The following is a 16,264-nucleotide window of genomic DNA, read 5'->3' as shown; positions in this document are numbered from 1 at the left end:
CCGTGAAACGACTCCACGCCGATGATAGTGCGGATTGCCCGTGTGAAAGTAGGTAATCGTCAGGCTCCCCCAAAGCCAGAAACCCCACCGCCCAGCGGTGGGGTTTCTGCGTTTACGCGGCCGAAATCAAAAGCAAGATGCTCGACCGAGGGCAAACAATACGCGTGGCCGGACGGCGTTGCCAGCCACTGGCGAAAGTAGCCCGTTTATCGACGGAAACTACGTCGCGCATATGGCCAAGCCTGACGCGCCAACGGCGCTCTCATGTATTTAACACTTCAATGAGCGCCACCCGCGTAAAGCCCTGAAATCCGCTCGCCGCGCGAGTCCAGGCGTGCTGCAGCGAGTTCATAGACCTAACGGTGTCCGCATGTCCTGAGTGACAGGGACGACAACTCCACCCATCTGCACTGAGTCATCTACGCATCCCATTTGCGCCACCTCGGCAAGCAACGCTTCGTCGCGCGCAATCACCTTGGGCAGATGCGAGCGCAAGAATTCGACCCACGTGCGCGTCTTTGCATCGATGAATTTGCGCGACGGATAGAGCGCATAAACAGTCGTCTTCTGCAGCGTATATTCTGGCAACACGCGAACCAGCGTGCCATCGCGCAACCCGGAAATGGCCGCGTAGAGCGGCACCATGCCGATGCCCATGCCTTCGCGGATCGCCACGATCAGTGATTCCGCGATGTTCACATGCACGGGTCCGTCGACTTCCATCAACTCACTGCCGTTCGGGCCGTCGAGCGTCCATTCATGTGGCGGGAACGCCGGCGTATGAAGGATCAGACACTCGTGATGCGCAAGGTCAGCCGGTTCTTGCGGCGCGCCGTGCGCGCGCACGTAAGCCGGCGATGCGCACAGAATGCTGAACGTCGTCCCCAGCGGAAACGATATGAGGTCCGAATTCGGCAGCATCGACGCGCCGATCACGGCCACATCGGCGCTGCCCTCGAACAGATCAGGCATGCGCTGTGACAGCGTCAACTCGACGGTCACATCAGGATAAAGCTCGCGATAACGCGAAATAGCCGGCAGGACGTAGTGCTGGCCGATGCTCGCAAAGCTATGCATGCGCAGCGCGCCGGTTGGTCGCTCGTGTGCGCAACTGGCTTCTTCTTCCGCGATATCGACATCCGCGAGGATCTGCTGCGATCGCTTCAGATAGCGCTCGCCGGCGGTGGTCAACGCAAGCCGACGAGTCGATCGATTCAGCAGGCGCGTGCGCAGGTGTGCTTCAAGTTCCGAGACCGCGCGAGACATCGCGCCGGTCGTTGAATTGAGCGATTGCGCGGCCGCGGTGAAGCTGCCGGCTTCAACCACGCGCACGAACACTCGCATATTTTGTAGCGTGTCCATCAAACCTTCTGTTTCATGACCAGGATCATATTTTCCGTCAGTCCCGGGGCACTATTGTTGTCTGTTTTGGAACAGATGTTCTGCACTCGTCGTCTTAATGCGTGCAACGGGGACTCCTACAATCGGCGCCTCGCCTGTCGGTGTCAGCGATTCTGCCCGGAGGCTCTCTCAGCGACCACGTGGGGTGCACTGTTTTCAGATGAAACCCGATCATGCGATCGAACCGTCGTCGGATTTCTTCGGTCCGCGCGGTCTCATGCGGCGACGACTCGGTCGAGCCAAACTCAACCGGGTCTTGCGTGACTGGGCCAGCAGCGACGGTCTGACCTGGCTTCATCTGCTGAAGACGGTAACCGCCGGGCTGCTGGCGCTGGGCATCGCGATGCTGCTCGATTTGCAGCAGCCGCGCATTGCGATGACGACCGTCTTTGTGTTGATGCAACCGTTCAGTGGCATGGTGCTCGCGAAGAGCTTCTACCGGATTCTCGGAACGGCGGTAGGGACCGCGGCCGCGCTCGTGCTCGGCGGGCTGTACGCCCAGCAGCCCGAACTGTACATGCTCGGCATGATCGCGTGGGTGAGCGCCTGTATTGCTGCGGCGGTCCGGTATCGGCATTTCAGATGGTACGGTTTTGTGCTCGCCGGTTACACCGCCGCGCTGATCGGCATTCCGAACGTGACGACGCCCGAGGGACTGTTCCTCGCAGCACTCGCGCGCGCGGCGGAAGTGGCGGTTGGCATCGTGTGTTCCAGCGCGGTCAGCGCATTGCTGCTGCCGCAACGCTCAAGCCTGGCGCTACGACGTAACCTTCAGATCAGGTACGCGGATTTTACTGCCTTGGCTGTCGATGTGCTCGCACGCGGGCTCGAGCGCCATCAGTTCGAACGGCGGTTCGCGGATTTCGTCGACGAAATCGCTGGCTTCGAAGCAACGCGTACGTTCGTCGCATTCGAAGACCCGGCGATGCGCTCGCGCAGTGCGCATCTGGCGCGCCTGAATAGCGAATTCATGGATGCATGCGCACGTCTGCATGCGCTGAATCAGTTGCTCAAACGGTTGCGTGCGAGCGGCGCAGTGTCGATACTCGCGGCCATCGATCCATACCTCGACGAACTCGGAGCCTTGTTCGAAGCACAAGCACCAGTTGAAGCAGGCGTCGAAGCCTCGCACGCAGCAGCCGATCTGCGCCTCTTTCGAGCAAACCTGCCACGCCGGGTACGCGAAACGAGGCGGCCCCTCGAAGCCGCGTCCGCGGAATCGCTTGCGGACTTCGACACGGCAGCCGAATTGCTGTATCGATTCGTGGGCGAATGGATGAATTATTCGCAAACCTATGCAAGCTTGCGGCGCAAATCAGAAAGCTGGCAGCAAAGCCTGCGACGCGGCTCGAGCCCAAATAAGAGCGACTGCACGAGCAGACCGATCAGCCACACAAACCACTTCGCCGTATTGTTCACGTTTCTGCGCTCGGCTGTCGTCATCGGGATCGCCGGCGCGTTCTGGATCGCGACCAACTGGCCGAGCGGCGGCCTTGCCGTGATCGGCGCAACGCTGGTCTGTGCGTTGACGTCCACCGCGCCGAGCGCTACCAGGATGGCCATGCAGATGGCGATCGGCGCGGTGCTCGCGACGCTGACCGGCTACGCGTTCATGTGCTACGTGTATCCCAACATCGATGGTTTCCCGCTGCTTTGCGCGGCACTCGCGCCGGTGCTCGCACTCGGCGCATTCATCGCGACACGTCGCGGCGCAGCGGGGTTTGGCATCGGCTTTTCGGTGTTCTTCTGTCTGCTGGCCGGACCGGATAACGTCGTCACCTACGTGCCTGATCTGCTGATCAACAACGGCATCGCGCTGACCGCGTCGATGCTGCTCGCGGCTGTTGCATTCGCGGTGGTCTTTCCCGCCGATATGCGCTGGCTGATCGACCGGATCATGGGCGACCTGCGGGCGCAGACGGTATCGGCATGCAAGGAGGCTCTGCCGGGACTGAACCGACGTTTCCAGGCGGGCACGCACGATCTGACTTCACAACTGCGCGTGCTGCTGACACGTCGTTCGCGACGACGGCGCGACGCACTTCGCTGGATGCTCGCGACGATCGAAGTAGGTCACGCCGTCATCGATCTGCGCAACGAAACCGCGCGCGCGAATTATGCCGACATCCTTCAGCCGCGCTGGCGCAGCGTGATCGAACACACCTGCGACGATCTCGCCCGGCTTTTCGAACGCCCCGGTCGCGGTTCGCTCGAACGCGCACTCGTCACCGTGCGCTCGGCCACCTGGCTCGCGCAAGACATGCTGCGGACCGTGCATGCCGAGCGCGACCGGCGTCACGATCTGCAGCGGATCCTGAGCTGTTTGCACTTCATTCGTAGCGCGTTGCTCGACAAAGACGCGCCGTTCAATCGTCGCTGAGCAATGCTTCGTGGATTCTTCTGCCATATGGAAAGATCTCTTCCGGCCGGCCCCGTTAATCCGCGTTGATGACGGTCATATAGTGCCGTCACTGCCTCGCAGTAGGCGTCGCAGTAGTTGTAAGCCCTGGAGAATGAGATGAAAGTCTTGAAGTTGATCCTGATCGCCTGTTCTTTGTCTACCGCTGCCGCCGCCTATGCACAGACGGCGCCGGCCGCGCCGGACCAGCAGGTTGCGCAAGCGGATAGCCGGCGCGCCGATAAGGGTGCCGCGCGCAAGCATGCGGAAGCGCCGAAAGCGAAAGCCGACGAATGCGTTGGCCCGATGAGCTTCTGCAACATCTTCTTCGGCAGCTGAGTCCGGCTGCTTCACGCGCAACACCTGTCGCGGACCTGTCACGCGACCCAACACCTGCTCGCGACGCCGTCCGATCGAGACGCCGCAGCGGGTGCGGCTACCGCCTATTGAGCGAAGCACACCGCAGACGTGCGCACCAGTAGACGGAGCTGGCGACTATGGAGAGACTCCCTTTCATGTACGAAGACCGAATTCGCTGCACCGCGCTGCGCGGAAAAATCACCACGGCCGCCGACGCGGCGCTTCTGATACACGACGGCATGCGCGTTGGCGCAAGCGGTTTCACGCGCGCGGGCGACGCGAAAGCGGTGCCGGTCGCGCTTGCCGAGCGTGCGCGCCAGTTGGGCGAGCCGCTGCGCATCACGCTGATGACGGGCGCCTCGCTCGGTCATGACGTCGACCGCATGCTGACCGAAGCGCACGTGCTCGCGCGCCGTTTGCCGTTTCAGGTGGACAAGACGCTGCGCGACGCAATCAATCGCGGCGAAGTGATGTTCGTCGATCAGCATCTGTCCGAGACCGTTGAGATGCTGCGCGCGAACCAGCTCGGCAAGCTCGATGTCGCGATCATCGAGGCCGCCGCGATCACGGAAAGCGGCGGTATCGTGCCGACAACTTCAGTCGGCAATTCGGCGAGCTTCGCGATTCTCGCGGACAAGGTGATCGTCGAGATCAATCTTGCGCAGCCACTCGAGCTCGAAGGCCTGCACGACATCTGGATTCCGGGGCGCCGGCCGCATCGCGAGCCGCTGCCGATCGTGCGCGCGCAGGATCGCGTCGGCACACCCGCGATCGAGATTCCGCCGGAGAAAATCGCGGCGATCGTGATCACTGACATGGCCGACAGCCCGTCCACCGTGCTGCCCGCGGATCGCGAAACCGCGTTGATCGCCGGCCACTTGATCGAATTTTTCCAGCACGAAGTCACGCGTGGCCGCATGCCGAAGCAGTTGCCGCCGTTGCAGGCTGGCATCGGTACGATCGCCAACGCGGTGCTGGCGGGCTTCGTCGATTCGCCTTTCGATGTGTTCGAAATCTATTCAGAAGTCTTGCAGGATTCGACGTTCGATCTGATGGACGCCGGCAAGGTCGCGTTCGCGTCCGGCGCGTCGATCACGTTGTCGGCCGCGCGGCAGGCGCAGGTGTTCGGCGATATCGAGCGCTATCGCGACCGGCTCGTGCTGCGTCCGCAGGAAGTCAGCAACCATCCCGAGGTGATTCGGCGGCTCGGTCTGATCGCGCTCAATACCGCGCTCGAATTCGATATCTACGGTAACGTCAATTCGACGCATGTCGGCGGCACGCACATGATGAACGGCATCGGCGGCTCGGGCGACTTTGCGCGCAATGCGTCGTGCGCGGTGTTCGCGACCAAGTCGACCGCGAAGGACGACCGCATCTCGAGCATCGTGCCGATGGTGCCGCATTGCGACCACAACGAACACGACGTCGACGTCGTCGTCACCGAGCAAGGTCTCGCCGACCTGCGCGGCCTCGCACCGCGCGAACGTGCGACGCTGATCCTCGAGCATTGCGTACACCCGCGGTATCGCGAACTGTTGCGCGACTACTACCGCGATGCGTTGCGTTGGGGAGGGCAGACCCCGCATTGCCTCGATCAGGCGTTTGCATGGCATACGCGGCTGCGCGATACCGGCTCGATGCTGCCGGCCTGATGTGCAACGGCCACAGCGCACACAATCGCCGCGATAAAAGCAGCAGAAACAGGCAATAAAAAAGCGCCAGCGGCACGAGCCCGCTGGCGCTTGATGAAATCGAATGCTGTGCTCAGGAGCCTCGTCGCACGAGCCGGATAATAAACAGCAGAATGACCGCGCCGATCACCGCGGTGATGATCGAGGCGATCCAGCCGCTGCCGATCGAGATATGCAGCACGCCCGCGAGCCAACCGCCGATGAACGCCCCGATGATCCCGACGATGATGTCGACGATCAGGCCGAAGCCGCCACCCTTGACCAATACGCCCGCGAGCCAGCCAGCAATCGCGCCGATGATGAGCCATGCAATGATGCCGTGTTCCATATTCGAGACTCCCTGGTTGAGTGTGAACAAATCACGGTGACAGAGCTTAGTCGAAGGTTATGGGACGGTCCACGTTCGGGACGCGGAATTAACACTATCTGAATCTGCTGCAAGCTAAGTGTAGACGATGCGCGCGAACAGAGGAGACTTGTGCACAGCGCTTCACTCCGGTGTCGGTTCCGCTTCCCGCGCGGTCCAACTGACGCTGGAGACGCTCTTTTCCATGCTCAGGCGGCTGGCCATCTGTTCGAGCTTCGATTGATCCTTCGGATGCATCGTCAGCGTCGCCGTCACGCGAATGCGCGCCGGCTCGTCCTCGACATCCTCGCTGGTCAGGCTCTGGAAAGACAGCGGCGCCGAGTACATCGAGTTGGAAATCGCGGTGCGAATGTGGATCTCGTCGGCTTCGCGGCAGACGATCGTCAGCACGTACTCGCGCACGAGGTCGGCGTTTGAAACCGGTGTCTGGTTGATCATCCGGCTCACTTCGCGCAGTACGGTGTTGGCCAGCAGCACGACCGCGGTGCCGGCGAACGCCGGTCCGTAATGTCCCGCGCCGCTCAATACGCCGACGGCCGCCGAGCACCACAGCGTCGCCGCGGTGTTGATCCCCTGGATCGAACCCTTGTCGCGCATGATGACGCCGCCACCGAGAAAGCCGACGCCCGACACCACATAGGCCGCAATCTGCGTAATGCCGCTGACGCCGTTGCCGGTCAGCACGCCGAGCGTGACGAACAGGCACGCGCCGCTCGCCACGAGCGTGATCGTGCGCAGGCCGGCGGTGCGCTGGCGCATCTGTCGTTCGAGGCCGATTGCGACGCCGCAAGCAAAAGCGGTCAGAAGCCGCAGGAAGAATTCGAGTGTCATCGTTCAGAAAGGTTGGCGTGCGCGCTGTCGCAGTGTGAAGCCTACGCGTGAGAACACCAGATCGTCTACCTCGTGCACGGCAAGTGCATGCGGCGGGACGAAGTACGCGCGCACACAAGTGCAGCGGCCGGAGCGTGCGGCATCGGCATGGCATCGAGCCACGCCGTGCTTTACCGCCAGTACGCGAATGACAATGAAATGAGAGCGACATGCGCCATCGAGCCCGAGGGCAGGACGGCGACAGAAAAGACTGACGCGGAAATCCTGGGGCTCAGGCGAGCGGGCAAATCGATACTCGGCTCGTACAACTGCTACTGTCCAAGATCATGATTCCAGTTAGAAGAATTGCGCGAATTTTAGAGGGCTGCGCAAAGATCAGTCAAGCCGCGAGCGGCACGGAGTGTGCATTTAGTGTTGCCCTAGCCTTAATGCTGAAAGGCTGCAATTAATTGCTCCGGACTGCGAATGTTGAGTTCAATCGGGTTCGGCCGGTACGAGTCTCAACCGTGTGATCTCCGAAGGCGCGCCGAGTCGTTTGGGCGGTCCCCAATAGCCCGTGCCGCGACTCGTATAAACCCATAGTCCGTCCAGACGCGCGAGGCCCGCCGTAAACGGCTGCTGCAGCCGCACGAAGAAATTCCACGGAAAGAACTGACCACCGTGCGTATGACCCGACAACTGCAGCGTGAAGCCGGCCGCCGCGGCCGCTTCGGCCGAGCGCGGCTGATGCGCGAGCAGCACCCTGATCAGCACGTCCCCCGGCGCGCCGGCGAGCGCCGCGACCGGGTCGCTGCGATGCGCGGGATCGTGATGACCCGCCGAGTAATCGGTGACGCCGGCGATCACGGCGCGCGCGCCGTCATGATCGACGATCACGTGTTCGTTCAGCAGCACCCGCAAGCCGAGCCGGCGGAATTCAGCGATCCACGAGTTCGCGTCGGAGTAGTACTCGTGATTGCCGGTCACGAGAAACGCGCCGTGCCGCGCGGCGAGCCGCGACAGCGGCTGCGTATGCCGGCTCAACTGCGGCACGCTGCCGTCGACGACATCGCCCGTCACCGCGATCAGATCCGGCTCGAGCCGGTTCACCGCGTCGACGATCGCGTCGACATAGCGGCCCTTGATCGTCGGGCCGACGTGGATATCGCTGATCTGCACGATCGTGAAGCCGTCGAGCTCGGCAGGCAGATCGTCGATCGGTACTTCGATCGTGACGACACGCGCGCGACGGCGCGCGTTGACGAGGCCGATCAGCGTCGACAGCAGCGCGAGCAGCGGCACCGCCGCCGCCGAGCCGGTGCGCCAATGCGCGATCGTGAGCGTGTTCGGCCAGATCGCGTCGATCGTCAGCAGCGACGCCAGCATCAGATCGCGCGCGAAGGTCAGTACCAGCAGCGACGAGAAGAAGCCCATCGCGAGCAGGCCAACCCACGCGAGCCGGTCGCCGAGCGGCTGGCGCTTGAAGCCGCGCGCCATCATGCCGACCGGAATCAGGTAGATCGACAGCAGGAGCCACAGCACGCACAGTCCGCGGCCGGCCGAGTCGATCGGCATGTCGGGAATCAGGCGCAATCCAACGTAGATATGCAGCAGGATGCCAATCAGGATGATGCGGACAAGAAACGATGAACGTCGCATAAAGAGGATCAGGACGGGAAGGGGGCCAAAGGGCCGGCATGACAGCGACAGCGGGGCGGCGATCCGTTGGCGGGCAGTGCTTGCGTGCGCGACGGTTAGCGAACGCGGCGAATCATTCTACCGACATGTTGGGTCCCTTGCCGTGGCTGCAATATTCATGCTCCCGCACCGCACGAGACGCCCGCCGGAAGGCGCCGGGACGCGCCACGACAGCGCTTCGCCGGGGACAGGCGCATTCCGTGCTCAGCACATACTTACAAGGGCACGCGCGAAGCATTTGATGCCTATGCAAACGAATTAAATGGGCTTTGAATTGTATTCATGCGTGGAGTATGCTTGGAACCAAACAGCCTGTTGCCGGGGCAGCGCAGCGCGCTTCGGGCATGACTGGATCTGTCGCCGGAGAAGATCGGCGGGGGGAGGCACACCATGAAGCTGCTCAAACCGGGCCACCTGTGGCATCACGCGGACGACGTGCATCATGCGCATCATGCGCATCATGTCGGATACGAGGGTAGCCATGTGATGCTGCCGCTCGTCGGCATTTCGCTGATGGCAATTGCGCTTTACATCGGCGTGCGCGGCATCGATTTCTCCGAACTCGGCAAAAGCGCGCTGTTCGATGTCGTGATGGTGTGTGTCGCGCTCGGCATCGCGGGCCTGTTCGGCGCGGTCGGCGCGTGGCTGCGCTCGAATGGCGACGAAGCCGATGAGGGCTTCTGCTTCGTCGGCGCGTTGATCGGCACCGTGGTGTTTTATATCGCGCTGCTAACCTGACGAGATTCGATGCAACGCGAGGCGCGACACCCGCCGCGCCATCCATCATCAACGCACCTTCACATTATCCGCGCCGCTTCGTCGAACGAAAAACGCGGGCTGCGAGGAAACAGCCTGGACGGATCGCCATAGCCGAGATTGATCAGGAAGTTCGACTTCACCGGCGTGCCCGCAAAGAACGCTTCGTCGACCTTGGCCTGATCGAAGCCCGACATCGGCCCGGTGTCGAGCCCGAGCGCACGCGCGGCGAGAATCAGATAGCCGCCTTGCAGCGTCGAATTGCGAAATGCCGTGTCCGCGATCAACCGCTCGTTGCCGACGAACCAGCTGCGCGCATCGGCATGCGGAAACAGTTTCGGCAGCTGCTCGTAGAAGGCCATGTCCATGGCGACGATCACCGTGACGGGCGCGGCCATCGTTTTCTCGAGATTGCCGGCCGACAACGCCGGGCGCAGTTTCTCCTTGCCCTCCGGCGTCCTGACGAACACGAAGCGGCCCGGACTCGAATTGGCCGAGGTCGGGCCGAGCAGGACGAGCTCCATCAACTCGCGCAGCACGGCGTCGTCGATCGGTTTGTTCTGCCAGCCGTTGTGCGTACGCGCGTCGCGAAAGAGCTGCGCGAGCGCCTGATCGGAAAGTGTCATGGAAGCGACCCGTGCGAAAGAATAGAGGGAACGCGCAGAGCCGCGTCGAATGAAAGAGCAAGGCGCGTGAATCAGCGCGTGAGCCGTCGTCGCCATAATAGCCAAGGTACTGACTCGTCCGCTTGCATCCAGGCATTCCGATGAACACTGATCTTTTCAACGACCTGCCGACCCCCGACGTCGACTGGTATCCCGACTGGCTCGGACCGGCCGACGCCGAACGCCTGCTCGCCCGCCTGATCGACGAAGTGCAATGGCGCCAGGACATGATGGGCACGCCTGGCGGCCGTGTTGCACTGCCGCGTCTGACCGCCTGGCAGGGCGAGCCAGACGCGGTGTATGTCTACTCGGGCATCCGCAACGTGCCGCAAGCGTGGACGCCCGCCGTCGCTGAACTGAAGGCCGCCGCGGAGGCGACCAGCGGCGCGCGTTTTAACAGCGTGCTGCTAAATCGCTACCGCAGCGGCGCCGACAGCATGGGGTGGCATGCGGACCGCGAGCCCGAACTCGGCAAGCAACCGGTGATCGCGTCGGTGAGTCTCGGCGTCGCGCGCAGGTTCGATCTGCAACACAACCGCAGTGGCGTCGTGCAATCGTTCTCGCTGAAGGGCGGCAGCCTGCTCGTGATGAAGGGCGACACCCAGGCGCAGTGGCGCCATCGGGTGCCGAAGGAGCCGCGCGTGAGCGGCGAGCGCATCAATCTGACGTTTCGCTGGGTCACCCCGAGAGTCACGCCGACCTAAATCAGCGAGCGGCAATGCTCTGATCGGCGCGCTATACCAAAATTGGTATCGAGGGCGCGAATCATATGATTGGACGGGTAACGCGTCGCACAGTACGCTACATCACGATCCATGCGCCGTGAGGGCCACGAGGGCCGGGCTGACCGCTGGGTCGTCTACACAACAACGATTGGAGACTGTCATGGCGAATACACGACGTGCCGCGTGTCGCGCTCTGGGCGCGCTCGCGCTTTCCGCGAGTCTCGGAGTGCTAACGCTGGCCACGCCAGGCGCGCATGCCGAAGACAAGAAAATAACGCTCGGTTTTGCGCAAGTCGGTGCGGAAAGCGCATGGCGCACCGCGAATACCGAATCGGTGAAGTCGGCAGCGACGGAAGCCGGTATCAACCTCAAATTCTCCGACGGGCAGCAGAAGCAGGAAAACCAGATCAAGGCGATCCGCTCGTATATCGCGCAGAAGGTCGACGTAATCGCGTTCTCGCCGGTTGTCGAATCGGGCTGGGAACCGGTGCTGCTCGAAGCCAAGGCGGCGAAGATTCCGGTGATCCTGACCGACCGCAACATCGACGTAAAGGACCCGTCGCTGTACGTGACGATGATCGGCTCGGACTTCCTCGAAGAAGGACGACGCGGCGGCAAGTGGCTCGAGGAGAACTACAAGAACGATAAAGGTCCGATCAACATCGCCGAGCTGCAAGGCACGGTCGGCTCCGCGCCGGCGAATGACCGCCACTCGGGTCTGATCGAAGTGATCAAGAGCGATCCGAAGTTCAAGATCATCGCGTCGCAAAGCGGCGACTTCACGCTTGCCGGCGGCAAGCAGGTGATGGAAGCGTTCATCAAAACCTACGGCAACAAGATCAACGTTGTCTATGCTCACAACGACGACATGGCGCTCGGCGCGATCCAGGCGATGGAAGAAGCCGGCATGCATCCGGGCAAGGACGTCGTGGTGGTTTCGTTCGACGCGACCAAGGGCGGCTTCCAGGCGATGGCCGCCGGCAAGATCAACGTCGACGTCGAGTGCAGCCCGCTGCTCGGACCGCAGCTGATGACGGCGGTGAAAGACGTGGTGGCTGGCAAGCCGCTGCCGAAGCGCATCCTGACTCAGGAGACTGTCTTCCCGATGAGCGTCGCTGCGCAAACTTTGCCGTCGCGTAAGTACTGACGCGGCGCGCAACGCCGCCGCGGCATCGCTCGCGCGAGTGCCGCGGCGTGTGCGGTGTTCAGGCGCCCGGGCCGACGCGGCCCACGGCGCGAAGGAGATGTGCAGTACGGACGCATCGAACAGGTTTCTCCAGTGGTGCCTGACCGCCCGGGCTGCTTCCTTCTGCAGCGGGCGGTCTCTTTTCAGGAGCCTGCGTCCGCGGGAGCATGCCGCTGGGGCCTGCCGAACCATGCATAGCCGATCGAGCGAGGTCCATGACCCAATCCGCTACCGAACCGACTCAGCCGGACCAGCCGCAGCGCGGCACGTCGCCGGGTGCGCGAAGCCAACAGAATGACACGAGCGCGCGCGAACCGATCCTGGCGACCTCCGGCGTCAGCAAGACATTTCCGGGCGTGAAGGCGCTGCAACACGTCGACTTCCGCCTGTTTCCCGGCGAGGTCCATACGCTGATGGGCCAGAACGGCGCCGGCAAATCCACGTTGATCAACGTGCTCACCGGCGTGCTCGCACCCGATGCCGGCACGATCCGCCTCGGCGGCGAGGTGGTCGCGTTCGCGTCGCCGCAGGAAGCCGAGGCGGCCGGCGTGCGCACGCTGTACCAGGAAGTGAACCTGTGCCCGAATCTGTCGGTCGCGGAGAACATCTTCGCGGGCCGGCAGCCGCGCCGCTTCGGCGCGATCGACTGGCCCGACATCAAGCGGCGCGCGCAGGAAGCGCTCGCGCGCCTCGACGTGTCGCTCGACGTCACGCGCTCGCTCGACGCCTATCCGATCGCCGTGCAGCAGATGGTCGCGATCGCGCGAGCGTTGTCAGTCGATGCGCGCGTGCTGATTCTCGACGAGCCGACTTCGAGCCTCGACGACAGCGAAGTCGCGCAGCTTTTCAAAATCCTTCGCCATCTCAAGCAATCGGGCATCGCGATCCTGTTCGTCACGCATTTCATCGAGCAGACCTACGCGATCTCCGATCGCATCACGGTGATGCGCAACGGCGAGCGCGAAGGTGAATATCTGGCACGCGATCTGTCCGCGGATCAACTGGTCGCGAAGATGGTCGGCCACGAGCGCATGAGCGCGCGTCTGCGCGAAGCGGCGCACGAAGGTCAGGCCGCCGACGATCTGCAGGAGATCGCGCACGATCACCCGGAGCAAGCAACGGCAACGGCCAAGCAGCCGTTCATCGAACTGCGCGGCGTCGGCCGTCGCGGCACGCTACAGCCGATCGATCTCGAAGTGCACGCCGGCAAGATACTCGGCCTCGCGGGACTGCTCGGCTCGGGGCGCACCGAAACCGCACGTCTCTTGTTCGGCGCGGATCGCGCGGACAGCGGCACGATCCTCGTCGAAGGGCGTCCCGTGCGGCTGCGCACGCCGCACGACGCGGTGCGCCACGGCATCGGCTATTGCGCGGAAGACCGCAAGAAGGAAGGCATCGTCGCCGAGCTGTCGATTCGTGAAAACATCATGCTCGCGTTGCAGGCGCGGCGCGGCTGGTGGCGCAAGATCAGCCGGCAACGCGCGCGCGAACTCGCCGATACGTGGATCGAGCGGCTCGGCATCAAGGCGTCCGACGCCGAGCAGCCGATCGCGCTCCTGTCCGGCGGCAACCAGCAGAAGGCGCTGCTCGCGCGCTGGCTGGCGACCGATCCGAAACTGCTGATCCTCGACGAGCCGACCCGCGGCATCGACGTCGCCGCGAAGTTCGACATCATGGACCGGCTGCTCGCGCTGTGCGCGAACGGCCTGTCCATCCTGTTCATCTCGTCGGAGATCAGCGAGGTGCTGCGCGTCAGCCATCGCGTCGCGGTGCTGCGCGATCGCCGCAAGATCGCCGAGGTGGCCGGCAAGGCATCGAACGAAGACAACATCTACCGACTCATCGCAGGGAGCGGCGAATGAAGCTATCGAACTGGTTCGCGCGCGACGGCGTCGAGCGGCCGCTGCTGTGGCCGTGCGTGACGCTGCTGTTGCTGTGCGGACTGAACCTGCTGGTCAATCCGCATTTTCTCGCGCTGCGCACGCTCGACGGTCACCTGTTCGGCGCGCCGATCGACATTCTGAATCGCGCGGCGCCGCTGGTGCTGGTCGCGATCGGCATGACGCTCGTGATCGCGACGCGCGGCATCGACATCTCGGTCGGCGCGGTGGTCGCGATCGCGGGCGCCGCGGCCGCGACGATACTCGCGACTCAGGCCGTGCCGAGCGGTGCGCTGATCGTGCAGGCGCTCGTGGCCGCGCTCGTCGTCGGCATCTTGAGCGGCATGTGGAACGGGCTGCTCGTCGCGTTCGTCGGCATGCAGCCGATCATCGCGACGCTGATTCTGATGGTCGCCGGCCGCGGCATCGCGCAACTGCTGACCGCCGGGCAGATCATCCCGATCGGTGCGCCCGGCTATCTGTTCGTCGGCGGCGGCTACTGGCTCGGCGTGCCGTGCTCGGTATGGATCGCGACCGTAGCCGTGCTGGCGACCGCCGCTTTGGTCGAGGGCACGGCGCTTGGCCTGTTCATTCGCGCGATCGGCGTGAACCCGGTCGCGACCCGACTCGTCGGCTTGCGCTCGAAGGCGATCGTGTTCGCGGTGTATAGCTTCTCGGGCTTGACCGCGGCGCTGGCGGGCATCCTGATCAGCTCGAACGTGCGCAGCGCGGACGGCAACAACGCTGGCCTGCTGCTCGAGCTCGACGCGATTCTTGCCGTGACGCTCGGCGGCACGTCGCTGCTCGGCGGCCGCTTCAGTTTCGCGGGCACCGTGCTCGGTGCGCTGATCATCCAGACGCTCACGTACACGACTTATTCGATCGGCGTGCCGCCGGAAGCGACGCTCGTCGTCAAGGCGGCCGTCGTGCTCGCGGTCAGCGTGATCCAGTCGCCTGCGGCGCGCGCGCTCGCGGTGTCGTTCGGCGCGTCGCTCGTCAAATCGCGCGGGGTGGCACGATGACGCGCTTTCTCGAAGCACTCGCCCGCGTGATCGATCCGCGCACGCTGCCGATCGCGGTGACGGTCCTGCTGTTCTGCGCGCTATTCGGCTTTGGTTCGGTGATGTACACAGGCTTCTTCTCATGGCAGGTGCTGCTCGATCTGCTCGTCGATAACGCGTTCCTGCTGATCGTCGCGATCGGCATGACGTTCGTGATCGTGTCGGGCGGCATCGATCTGTCGGTGGGCTCGATCGTCGCGCTGACGACGATCGTCGCAGCCGTGCTGTCCGAGCACATGCACGTGTCGGTGTGGCTGATCATTCCGATCGTGCTGTTGATGGGCACGGTGTTCGGCGCGGTGCAGGGCGCGCTGATTCACTACTTCCGCCTGCAGGCGTTCATCGTGACGCTGGCGGGGATGTTCTTCGCGCGTGGCCTGTGCTTTCTGATCACGACGCAGTCGATCACGATCACCGATCCGACGTTCAAGGCGATCTCCGCGTTCCGTCTCAATGTTGGCGTCGGTTCGGTATCGGCGAACGTGCTGATCGCGCTCGTGGCGCTCGCGGCCGCGATCTATGTCGCCCATTTCACGCGCTTCGGACGCAACGTATATGCGGTCGGCGGCAATCCGCGCTCGGCGCTGCTGATGGGGCTGCCGGTCGCGCGCACGCGGGTCGGCGTGTATGCGCTGAGCGGCTTCTGTTCGGCGCTCGGCGGCGCAGTGTTCACGTTCTATGTGCTGTCGGGTTATGGGCTGCAAGGGCAGGGTATGGAGCTGGATGCGATTGCAGCGACGGTGATCGGCGGCACGCTGCTGACCGGTGGCGTCGGTTATGTGGTCGGCTCGCTGTTTGGCGTCGGCATTCTCGGCACGATCCAGACGCTGATTACATTCGACGGCACGCTCAGTTCGTGGTGGACGCGGATCGTGATCGGCGCGCTGCTGTGCGCGTTCTGTTTGCTGCAACGCTTGATCGAGCGGCATGCGAAGTCCGTGCGTCGGCCCGGCGGCACCAATGCGGTCACGACCACGGGGCATGGGCACGGCCATGACGAGCCGTCGACGACGGCGGCGTCGTCGGATTCGCAGGTGTTGGGGCGCGCGCCCGGCTAGGGCGCGGTCTTCCAGCGCGTCATACGGCGGCGCCCCGTTCTTCGGGGCGCCGCTTTTCCATCAGTCGCTAACGACTCGATTCGCTCGCGTCGCTGCCTTCGGTGCACGGCGATCGCGGCATCGTCCATGCCAGTCTGTCGTATTGGCGCAAGTGTGCCGAATTCGCGAGGATGCCGGTCCCCGACGAATCGCCCGTCCACCATTT

The 16,264-nt window shown here is 63.5% G+C and carries 14 protein-coding genes; 9 read left to right on the top strand and 5 right to left on the bottom strand.

Features of this window, described 5'->3' with window-relative positions; genetic code table 11:
• Window positions 1–348: 348 nt before the first annotated feature.
• Window positions 349–1,362 carry a LysR family transcriptional regulator gene (locus AB3X94_RS29245; protein WP_176368229.1) on the bottom strand — a complete coding sequence of 338 codons (1,014 nt, stop codon included), beginning with the start codon at window positions 1,360–1,362 and terminating at the stop codon, window positions 349–351.
• A gap of 199 nt (window positions 1,363–1,561) precedes the next feature.
• Between AB3X94_RS29245 and AB3X94_RS29240 the strand changes: the two genes are divergently transcribed.
• The 3 genes from AB3X94_RS29240 (at window position 1,562) to AB3X94_RS29230 (ending at window position 5,814) form a co-directional block, all read left to right on the top strand.
• Window positions 1,562–3,781: an FUSC family protein gene (locus AB3X94_RS29240; protein WP_368613404.1), complete on the top strand. Its 2,220-nt coding sequence runs from the start codon at window positions 1,562–1,564 to the stop codon at window positions 3,779–3,781.
• 138 nt (window positions 3,782–3,919) lie between these two features.
• The gene (locus AB3X94_RS29235; RefSeq protein WP_176105652.1) at window positions 3,920–4,138 is read left to right on the top strand and encodes a hypothetical protein; all 219 of its coding nucleotides are present in this window, start codon (window positions 3,920–3,922) and stop codon (window positions 4,136–4,138) included.
• A gap of 176 nt (window positions 4,139–4,314) precedes the next feature.
• The gene (locus tag AB3X94_RS29230) at window positions 4,315–5,814 is read left to right on the top strand and encodes an acetyl-CoA hydrolase/transferase family protein (RefSeq protein ID WP_176110329.1); all 1,500 of its coding nucleotides are present in this window, start codon (window positions 4,315–4,317) and stop codon (window positions 5,812–5,814) included.
• A gap of 112 nt (window positions 5,815–5,926) precedes the next feature.
• Here the strand turns inward: AB3X94_RS29230 and AB3X94_RS29225 are convergent, their stop codons facing one another.
• From AB3X94_RS29225 to AB3X94_RS29215, 3 genes are all read right to left on the bottom strand, one after another.
• A complete protein-coding gene (locus tag AB3X94_RS29225; RefSeq protein ID WP_176105653.1) occupies window positions 5,927–6,181 on the bottom strand; it encodes a GlsB/YeaQ/YmgE family stress response membrane protein in 255 nt (84 codons plus the stop codon).
• 162 nt (window positions 6,182–6,343) lie between these two features.
• Complete coding sequence (locus AB3X94_RS29220; protein ID WP_176105654.1) at window positions 6,344–7,051, bottom strand: MgtC/SapB family protein; 708 nt, start codon at window positions 7,049–7,051, stop codon at window positions 6,344–6,346.
• A 474-nt stretch (window positions 7,052–7,525) separates the two neighbouring features.
• Window positions 7,526–8,689 (bottom strand): metallophosphoesterase, encoded by a 1,164-nt coding sequence (locus tag AB3X94_RS29215; RefSeq protein ID WP_368591700.1) that lies wholly within the window; start codon window positions 8,687–8,689, stop codon window positions 7,526–7,528.
• A gap of 429 nt (window positions 8,690–9,118) precedes the next feature.
• Between AB3X94_RS29215 and AB3X94_RS29210 the strand changes: the two genes are divergently transcribed.
• Entirely contained in the window at window positions 9,119–9,466 is a 348-nt protein-coding gene (locus tag AB3X94_RS29210; protein WP_176382735.1) for a hypothetical protein, read from the top strand.
• A gap of 59 nt (window positions 9,467–9,525) precedes the next feature.
• Here AB3X94_RS29210 and AB3X94_RS29205 read toward each other — a convergent pair whose 3' ends face one another.
• The gene (locus tag AB3X94_RS29205; RefSeq protein WP_368613403.1) at window positions 9,526–10,110 is read right to left on the bottom strand and encodes a malonic semialdehyde reductase; all 585 of its coding nucleotides are present in this window, start codon (window positions 10,108–10,110) and stop codon (window positions 9,526–9,528) included.
• Window positions 10,111–10,250: 140 nt separating this feature from the next.
• Here AB3X94_RS29205 and AB3X94_RS29200 point away from each other — a divergent pair, with 140 nt between their 5' ends.
• The 5 genes from AB3X94_RS29200 (at window position 10,251) to yjfF (ending at window position 16,059) form a co-directional block, all read left to right on the top strand.
• A complete protein-coding gene (locus AB3X94_RS29200) occupies window positions 10,251–10,853 on the top strand; it encodes an alpha-ketoglutarate-dependent dioxygenase AlkB (protein ID WP_368591698.1) in 603 nt (200 codons plus the stop codon).
• 181 nt (window positions 10,854–11,034) lie between these two features.
• Window positions 11,035–12,021 (top strand): ABC transporter substrate-binding protein, encoded by a 987-nt coding sequence (locus tag AB3X94_RS29195; RefSeq protein ID WP_176105659.1) that lies wholly within the window; start codon window positions 11,035–11,037, stop codon window positions 12,019–12,021.
• Window positions 12,022–12,275: 254 nt separating this feature from the next.
• Window positions 12,276–13,922, top strand: coding sequence for a sugar ABC transporter ATP-binding protein (locus AB3X94_RS29190; protein WP_368613402.1), 1,647 nt, complete (start codon window positions 12,276–12,278; stop codon window positions 13,920–13,922).
• A complete protein-coding gene (locus tag AB3X94_RS29185; protein WP_176123189.1) occupies window positions 13,919–14,962 on the top strand; it encodes an ABC transporter permease in 1,044 nt (347 codons plus the stop codon). The genes AB3X94_RS29190 and AB3X94_RS29185 overlap by 4 nt, the downstream gene beginning before the upstream one ends.
• Complete coding sequence (gene yjfF, locus AB3X94_RS29180; RefSeq protein ID WP_176105662.1) at window positions 14,959–16,059, top strand: galactofuranose ABC transporter, permease protein YjfF; 1,101 nt, start codon at window positions 14,959–14,961, stop codon at window positions 16,057–16,059. The genes AB3X94_RS29185 and yjfF overlap by 4 nt, the downstream gene beginning before the upstream one ends.
• The last annotated feature ends 205 nt before the right edge of the window (window positions 16,060–16,264 follow it).

Origin of the sequence: Paraburkholderia sp. BR10923, assembly GCF_040948765.1 — a bacterium.
Lineage (GTDB): Bacteria > Pseudomonadota > Gammaproteobacteria > Burkholderiales > Burkholderiaceae > Paraburkholderia > Paraburkholderia youngii.
Note: the sequence above shows the minus strand (reverse complement) of the source record. Positions and strands in the feature narration are given on the sequence as shown.

Bases quoted from the DNA above. Each gene is read 5' to 3' on its own strand.
- AB3X94_RS29245 (WP_176368229.1), bottom strand. From the start codon at position 1,362: ATGGACACGCTACAAAATATGCGAGTGTTCGTGCGCGTGGTTGAAGCC.
- AB3X94_RS29240 (WP_368613404.1), top strand. From the start codon at position 1,562: ATGAAACCCGATCATGCGATCGAACCGTCGTCGGATTTCTTCGGTCCG.
- AB3X94_RS29235 (WP_176105652.1), top strand. From the start codon at position 3,920: ATGAAAGTCTTGAAGTTGATCCTGATCGCCTGTTCTTTGTCTACCGCT.
- AB3X94_RS29230 (WP_176110329.1), top strand. From the start codon at position 4,315: ATGTACGAAGACCGAATTCGCTGCACCGCGCTGCGCGGAAAAATCACC.
- AB3X94_RS29225 (WP_176105653.1), bottom strand. From the start codon at position 6,181: ATGGAACACGGCATCATTGCATGGCTCATCATCGGCGCGATTGCTGGC.
- AB3X94_RS29220 (WP_176105654.1), bottom strand. From the start codon at position 7,051: ATGACACTCGAATTCTTCCTGCGGCTTCTGACCGCTTTTGCTTGCGGC.
- AB3X94_RS29215 (WP_368591700.1), bottom strand. From the start codon at position 8,689: ATGCGACGTTCATCGTTTCTTGTCCGCATCATCCTGATTGGCATCCTG.
- AB3X94_RS29210 (WP_176382735.1), top strand. From the start codon at position 9,119: ATGAAGCTGCTCAAACCGGGCCACCTGTGGCATCACGCGGACGACGTG.
- AB3X94_RS29205 (WP_368613403.1), bottom strand. From the start codon at position 10,110: ATGACACTTTCCGATCAGGCGCTCGCGCAGCTCTTTCGCGACGCGCGT.
- AB3X94_RS29200 (WP_368591698.1), top strand. From the start codon at position 10,251: ATGAACACTGATCTTTTCAACGACCTGCCGACCCCCGACGTCGACTGG.
- AB3X94_RS29195 (WP_176105659.1), top strand. From the start codon at position 11,035: ATGGCGAATACACGACGTGCCGCGTGTCGCGCTCTGGGCGCGCTCGCG.
- AB3X94_RS29190 (WP_368613402.1), top strand. From the start codon at position 12,276: ATGACCCAATCCGCTACCGAACCGACTCAGCCGGACCAGCCGCAGCGC.
- AB3X94_RS29185 (WP_176123189.1), top strand. From the start codon at position 13,919: ATGAAGCTATCGAACTGGTTCGCGCGCGACGGCGTCGAGCGGCCGCTG.
- yjfF (WP_176105662.1), top strand. From the start codon at position 14,959: ATGACGCGCTTTCTCGAAGCACTCGCCCGCGTGATCGATCCGCGCACG.